Origin of the sequence: Streptomyces incanus, assembly GCF_042656345.1 — a bacterium.
Lineage (GTDB): Bacteria > Actinomycetota > Actinomycetes > Streptomycetales > Streptomycetaceae > Streptomyces > Streptomyces incanus.
Map to the genome: position 1 here is coordinate 1 of NZ_JBHSPC010000055.1, position 6,311 is coordinate 6,311.

7 protein-coding genes and 1 pseudogene are annotated in these 6,311 nt (G+C 68.5%); 4 read left to right on the plus strand and 4 right to left on the minus strand.

Annotation, left to right across the window (positions count from 1 at the left end):
• Nucleotides 1–176: 176 nt before the first annotated feature.
• Nucleotides 177–2,003, minus strand: a complete 1,827-nt coding sequence (locus ACFP2V_RS19500) for a glycoside hydrolase family 3 protein (protein ID WP_381213712.1) — start codon at nucleotides 2,001–2,003, stop codon at nucleotides 177–179.
• A 198-nt stretch (nucleotides 2,004–2,201) separates the two neighbouring features.
• Between ACFP2V_RS19500 and ACFP2V_RS19505 the strand changes: the two genes are divergently transcribed.
• From ACFP2V_RS19505 to ACFP2V_RS19520, 4 genes are all read left to right on the plus strand, one after another.
• A complete protein-coding gene (locus tag ACFP2V_RS19505) occupies nucleotides 2,202–2,585 on the plus strand; it encodes an NAD(P)-binding oxidoreductase (RefSeq protein ID WP_381213714.1) in 384 nt (127 codons plus the stop codon).
• Between the two features lie 362 nt (nucleotides 2,586–2,947).
• The gene (locus tag ACFP2V_RS19510; RefSeq protein WP_381213717.1) at nucleotides 2,948–3,196 is read left to right on the plus strand and encodes a hypothetical protein; all 249 of its coding nucleotides are present in this window, start codon (nucleotides 2,948–2,950) and stop codon (nucleotides 3,194–3,196) included.
• 129 nt (nucleotides 3,197–3,325) lie between these two features.
• Nucleotides 3,326–3,688 carry a hypothetical protein gene (locus tag ACFP2V_RS19515; protein ID WP_381213720.1) on the plus strand — a complete coding sequence of 121 codons (363 nt, stop codon included), beginning with the start codon at nucleotides 3,326–3,328 and terminating at the stop codon, nucleotides 3,686–3,688.
• Nucleotides 3,685–4,341, plus strand: a complete 657-nt coding sequence (locus ACFP2V_RS19520; RefSeq protein ID WP_381213723.1) for a nucleotidyl transferase AbiEii/AbiGii toxin family protein — start codon at nucleotides 3,685–3,687, stop codon at nucleotides 4,339–4,341. Before ACFP2V_RS19515 ends, ACFP2V_RS19520 begins: the two co-directional genes overlap by 4 nt.
• 147 nt (nucleotides 4,342–4,488) lie before the next feature.
• Here the strand turns inward: ACFP2V_RS19520 and ACFP2V_RS19525 are convergent, their stop codons facing one another.
• From ACFP2V_RS19525 to ACFP2V_RS19535, 3 genes and pseudogenes are all read right to left on the minus strand, one after another.
• Complete coding sequence (locus tag ACFP2V_RS19525; RefSeq protein WP_381213726.1) at nucleotides 4,489–4,851, minus strand: hypothetical protein; 363 nt, start codon at nucleotides 4,849–4,851, stop codon at nucleotides 4,489–4,491.
• 469 nt (nucleotides 4,852–5,320) lie between these two features.
• Entirely contained in the window at nucleotides 5,321–6,097 is a 777-nt protein-coding gene (locus ACFP2V_RS19530) for a transposase (protein WP_381213729.1), read from the minus strand.
• A 12-nt stretch (nucleotides 6,098–6,109) separates the two neighbouring features.
• A pseudogene (locus tag ACFP2V_RS19535) lies at nucleotides 6,110–6,311 on the minus strand (IS630 family transposase); the annotation flags it as partial.

A 6,311-nucleotide genomic window follows, 5' to 3' on the forward strand; every position in this document is an offset into this window, starting at 1 on the left:
GACCGGCCTGATCCTGACGCCGCAACAGGCATGAGTCACCTCGAAATGAAAGCCTCAGTTGTTCACACTGCGTCGACCGCCGGCCGGGGATGGTGCGTGGCCGGCATCGGGCCGGCCTGCCCCGGTGCTCCCCCTCAGGGGGTACCGGGGCGGAAAGCTGTGCGAGGACGCGGACGTCAGTCGTCGTACGACAGGCCGTGCCCGGAGCGGAAGAGAACCGTGGTCGGGTCGTCGGCCCGCTGGATGGGCACGGGCAGCTTGCCGCGCGGCTCGACCCGGCCGGCGATCACCCGTGCGGCGGCGCGCAGTTCGACCTCGGTCCAGCAGTAGGAGACCAGTGAGGCCGGGACGTCGCCGAGGTGGGCGATGTCGTAGGGGTTGCGCACCGCGAGGTGGACGACGGGGACGCCCGTCGCGAGCAGCCGGGACACCAGGGTGCGCTGGGTGCTGGTGGCGCCGACGTTGTCGGTGGTGACCACCACCGCGTCCCGTCCCCGTGCGGCGGCCACGGCCTCGGCGACCTTCGCCGCGTCGGGCGCCCGGCCGGTGGCGAGGTGGGTGGTGCGGTAGCCCAGTTCGTCGAACGCCTTGGCCAGCTCGGGCACGGTGGTGCGGGTGTCGTCGGTCGGGAAGGCCGGGCTGGCGCCGACCACGAGCAGCTTCTTCTGCCTGCGGCGCAGCGGGAGCGCCTCGTCCTCGTTGACCAGCAGGGTGGTGGTGCGCTCGGCGATCCGGGCGGCGGCGAGCCGGTGTCTGCGGGCGCCGACGACCCGGTCGACCTCCTTCGGGGAGATGTAGGGACTGCTGCTGAGCAGGCCGACCTTGTCCTTGAGCCGCAGGATGCGCAGGACCGACTCGTCGAGTCGGTCCTCGGTGATCTCTCCGCTGCGGACGGCGGCCAGGACGCCGTTGTAGGCGACGTCGATGTCCGGCGGGAACAGCAGTTGGTCGGCGCCGGCCTTCAGGGCGAGGACGGGCACACGGTTGTCGCCGTACTTGGTGCGCACTCCGCGCATGTTGAGGGCGTCGGTGACGATCACGCCGTCGAAGCCGAGTTCGTCACGCAGCACGCCCTGGAGGATCCTGGGCGACAGGGTGGCCGGTTCGTTGCTGGGGTCGAGCGCGGGGACCTGGAGGTGCGCGGTCATGATCGAGTCGACGCCGGCGGCGATCGCGGCCTTGAAGGGCGGGGCGTCGATGCGGTCCCACTCCTCGCGGGTATGGGTGATCACGGGCAGTTCGGTGTGGCTGTCCTCCCCGGTGTCCCCGTGGCCCGGGAAGTGCTTGGCGCAGGCCACGACCCCGGCCTGCTGATAACCCGTCACCTGGGCTGCCACCATGCGACCGACCTCACGGGCGTCGGCGCCGAAGGAGCGGACGTTGATGATCGGGTTGGCCGGATTGACGTTGACGTCGGCGACCGGGGCGAAGTTCTGATGGATGCCCAAGGCGGCGAGTTCGGTGCCCGATATCCGTCCGGCGGTGCGCGCGTCGGAGAGCGAGCGGCCCGCGCCGAGCGCCATCGCGCCCGGCAGCTGGGTGGCGCCGCTGCCGATGCGGACGTTGACCCCATGCTCCTGGTCGATGGAGATCAGGGACGGGACGGGGGTGGGCAGTGCGAGCGAGGCCCGCTGCACACCGTTCGTCAAGTCCGCGATCTGGCGGGGGTCCTGGATGTTGTTCGCCCAGCCAAAGAAGTAGATGACACCGCCGATGTGGTACTTGGCGATCAGCTCGGCAACGGTGCGGACGCCGAGTTCCCTGAGGTTGCGGTCCTGGTCGAACCGGCTGGGAGAAGTCGCCGACGTACCGTAGAAGTACGGCACGAACAGCTGGCCGATCTTCGCCTCGATGCTCATCTTGGAGATGATCTTCTTGAGGCGGTTGTCGCGCTCGTGCGCGACCGCGGGGGTAGCCGCCACGCCCATGACGCCTGTTGCGCTCGCAGCGACCACGGTCGCGGAGGCGAGAACGGTTCGTCTGGACAGACTCCGGTCCTGCATGCGGACATGCTCCTTCCAGCCTTGTGCATCAAGGGAGTTGAAGGAAACGCGAAGGACTCCGAACAGCGGGAAACGTAGCCCGCAGATCACGGGCAGGGCAAGAGGCCTAGACAGAATAGGTCTAGACGGGATGAGGGCTCCCCTGCCGTATGCGTGGGTGCCCCGAGCTGGGCTGACACGTGAAACACGCTGCTTTCTGTGATCCTTGCGATCCGCAGCATGGACGCGGCCAAGGAAGCCGGCGTGGACCGGTACGTGATGGTGTCCTACCTACGCGCACGTGCCGGGCACGGTGTGGCCACGGACGACCCGTTCTACCCGTACATCGAGTCCAAGAAGGCCGCTGATGAGCATCTGCGGGGCTCCGGGCTGGACTACACCATCCTGGCGCCCGACGTGCTGAGCCTGGACGAGCCCACCGGCAGGATCGACCGGGTCATCGTCCCGGCCGATCGGACCACCGTGCCCCGCGCGGACGTGGCCGCCGTCGCCGCCGCCGTCCTGACGGATCCGACCACGATCGGTCGCACCATCGGGTTCCGCGCCGGAGGCACCCCGATTGCCGAGGCCATCCACGGCTGAGGCCACCCGCCACCCCACGCAGACACTGTCACGCTGGACCGCTGAAGGAGAACCCCACGCCCACCCGTGAGGGGAGCTGTCTTCCAGGAGTCCAAAGTGCTGCGAACTCTGTTCAAGTCCAAGATCTAGCGTTTCGGTGTTTTTGCAGGTCGGAGGCTTGATGGCCCGGCTCGGGTCAGCAAACGGTCAGCATCGGGCGCGGGAGCGTCCCAGCTTGCTTGACCAGGTGGCCGCCATGACGGGGGACCTGGACACAGGTGCCTGGCTCCCGCTTGGGAGGTTCGCTGCGTTACTCGACAGCACGTCCGAGGCACGGGTCTTGAGTGAGTGGGCTGTCGGGGCCGAAGCGGCGTGCCTTATGGATGCCGCCTGCCCCCTCCGGCCGCTACCGCGACCTCGGCCGCCCCGGTGTCCTTCTCGTCCCCTGCGCCGGCGCCATGGGCCTCGGCTTCGGCACCGTCGTCATTTCCGAGACCGAAGCCGCAGCCGACTCCACCGCGGCGGCCCTCCGCGTTACCTGCTGCGTCATGATCACCCGCACCCGCGAGCGGGGCCGGTCCCAGGTCGGCAGGGCAGCCGGTTGCCGCGCCACCTGGTGGCTGCACGGGTAGACCATGATGCGCTGAGCGCCCGCTGGGGGAGATGTCCGAGGGAAGGGCGGGCGGCCGCCCGACCCGTATGTACGACAGGGGACCCCCGTATCCGCCATGCCGCCGCCTCCCAGCAGCGATACTGGATGCATGGACACGACGATCACCGCCCCTCGCGCCGAGGTGCTGCGGGACCGCTACCGCAGCCGACTGCCCGAGCGCTTGCAGGTGCTGGCTGGCCCTGTCGAGGGCGAAGTGGACCTGCCGCTCCACATCGTCTGGTCCGGGCGGACCAGCTACAGCCTGGACCGTCCGAAGTCCCGCATGACGCTCTACCGGACCGTCCTCGCCGAAGGACTGAGTGGGGACCTGGTGGCCCTCCTGCACCACCGATTGCTCACCGAGCAGTGGCCCGTGTTGCGGCGCTTGATCAGTCCCTACATCCGCGAGGTCTGGGAGGACGCCTTCCCTGAGCTGCTCCGCACCGCTCTCGCCGACCCGACCGCCGCGTGAAGCTCACTCCGCTCCACAAGCGTCTCCTCGCCGACATCCTCGACCTCGGCTCCCCCTACCCTTTGGTCCTCACCGGCGGATACGCCGTGCAGGCCCACGGTCTGGTCGACCGCTTCAGCCGTGACCTCGACGTCGCCACCGAGAATCCCGCTCCGATGCAGGAGATCGTCGCCTCACTCACAGCAGGCCTCAGCACGCGCGGATGGCGGATCACGCACGTCCAGACCGATCCGCTCAGCGGCCGGTTCCTGGTCACCGATCCGGACACCGGCGAGGAGTGCGAGGTCGACGTTCTCAAGGAGGCGTTCTGGGCTCCGCCTGCCCAAACCCCCTACGGCCCTGTTCTTTCCCTCGACGTGATCGGCACCAAGGTCCGTGCCCTCGCCGACCGCGGCACCGTCCGCGACCTCATCGACGTCCAGGCTGCCTCCCGCCACCGCTCCACCGCCGACCTCGAATCCCTGGGCCGCCGTCGCACCCACGACGAGTTCAGCCTCGAGGACCTCCGGGACCGGCTCGTCGGCGCGGACTGGTACGAGGATGAGGACTACACCGCGTATGGGCTCACCTCCCGGCAGATCGAAGAACTCAAGGCGTGGGCGCTGGAGTGGGCGGAGGATCTGGGTGCGCGGATTCATGACGAGAACGCCTGAGAGGCGGTCACGCGTCCATTCCCTCTACCGCCGTTACAACGAGAGGATGCGGTGTAGCCAGCAGGTTCCAACCCGGAGCCGTCCACGGTGGGCGGCTGCCCCGCACAGCGGATGTGCAGGGCAGCCGAGCGATACGCCGCAGTGGACTCACAGCGAAACCGGGCTGCGGTAACGGTCAAACACTGCATCCCGCTCCCACTCCCAGGTCCAGTCAGGGTCCCGACGGTGGAACTCGGTAACGGCCAGCTCGAAGAATTGGTCGGAAGGCTTCCGGCTGGATCCATTGACTACCAGTGCTGACAGCATCGGCTCGGGACCGGTGCTGTCCCGGCGGCAGACGTCTGCCAGTAGAAGCGACATCATCCGGCCGTGGTAGTGCACCCGGTGCTCCGGTGCCACGGCCTCGCTCAGCGCCTTGTAGGTGTCGGTCCGGCCCTCTCGGGCCCACCCCTTCAGAATCGCTACCATGGCGTCCCGGGCGGCCATGTAGTGCGCATCTCCATACTTCATGTGAGCCCCCTACAGCCGACTGGAGCGACACGGTATCGAGTCGCGGCGGTGCTGAGGTTGGATCTGGAAAAGTTGCCCGCGCGCCGCCTCGGAGGTGGGGGAGCGGGGACGTCCACCGCGACGTCCGGCTCGCCCTTCGATTGTCAGTGCCGCCTCCTACGATCGCCGTTGACCAGCTTTTAGCAACGGAGGGGGTGTGATGGACGAGATCCGTCGCGGCGAGCGAGGCAAGCAGAAGACCTGGCAGTGGCTCATGGTCCTGACGGCGCATCGGGGCTTGTGTGTCTACTGCGGCCGTTCCGCGGCCACCACGATTGACCCTCGATCCACCGCGTGAATTCTGATCACGGGTGTCGGGCGGGTTCCGGGGGTTTCTTCGGGGTGCGGGCAGCGGTGATCGCCGGGTGGCCGTCCGGTGCGGGGTCTCCGAGGTCTTTCGGGTCGTGGGCGGGCAGGGCGGTCGCGCGGGTCAGCTGACCATGCGCTGTCCGGTCGCCGTCCACAGGCCGGCGAAGTCGTCCTGCCAGCGCCAGTGTTGGGGAAGGTGGAGGGGGAGACGGCGGGCTCCGGTGGCGATCCGGGCGGGGATGTTGATCAGGTGGCGGCGGATGGTGCCGGTGCGTGCCCGGGCGTGGAAGACGGAGGCGAGGTGGCCGGCGGCCCGGGTGAGGTTGTAGGCGGTGGCCGCCAGGGTGAGCCAGGCGGCGTTCGCGGTGAACTTCCCCGACGGCAGGTGGGCGAGTGCGGAGTCTTCCAGGTCGGCGAAGACCTGCTCGACCTGGGCGTGTTCGCGGTGCATGGGTTCGGCCTGGGCCAGGACGAAGGGGCTGTCGGTGAAGATGACGTGGTGGCGCCAGACGCCGAACAGCTCGGCCTGCCCGGCGGGCACGCTTTTGGGGTTCAGGCGTTTCACCCGGCGCACGATCAGCCGGGCGGTGGTGTGGAACGCCTTCTTCTTGCTGGTGAACGCGGTGAAGGGGACTTCGGCGATCTCGGCGTCGGAGATCCAGCGTTCCTCGGCGGCGTCCCAGACGGCGGCGGCGTACTTGATCGGCGTCCAGGCGGTCTCGGCGATGTGCGCGATGGCCTCGCGGATCTTCTTCCTGACCGCGACGGCGAGGGAGAACCGTGCGCCGGCCTTGCGGCAGACGTCGACGACCTTGTGGGAGAAGTACGCGGAGTCGGCGCGGACGATGATCTGCGCGGTGATGCCCATTGCCCGCACCGCCGCAACTGAGTCTTTCACTTCGGAGTGACGCTACGGTGGCCGCAGGACGAGGCCGGCCTCCGCGATGAAGCCGTCGAGCAGGTCTGGGCGGTACTGCATCTTCTTCAGCCGGGTGCGAGCCAGCGCCGCGAGTTCGTCGGTGGTGCACGCGGCCAGGTTCCCCAGGCTGTTCTTCAGGTTCGCCCACACGCCCTCAGTGGGTTTGTCACGGTACGGGGATTGTTGGACAGCG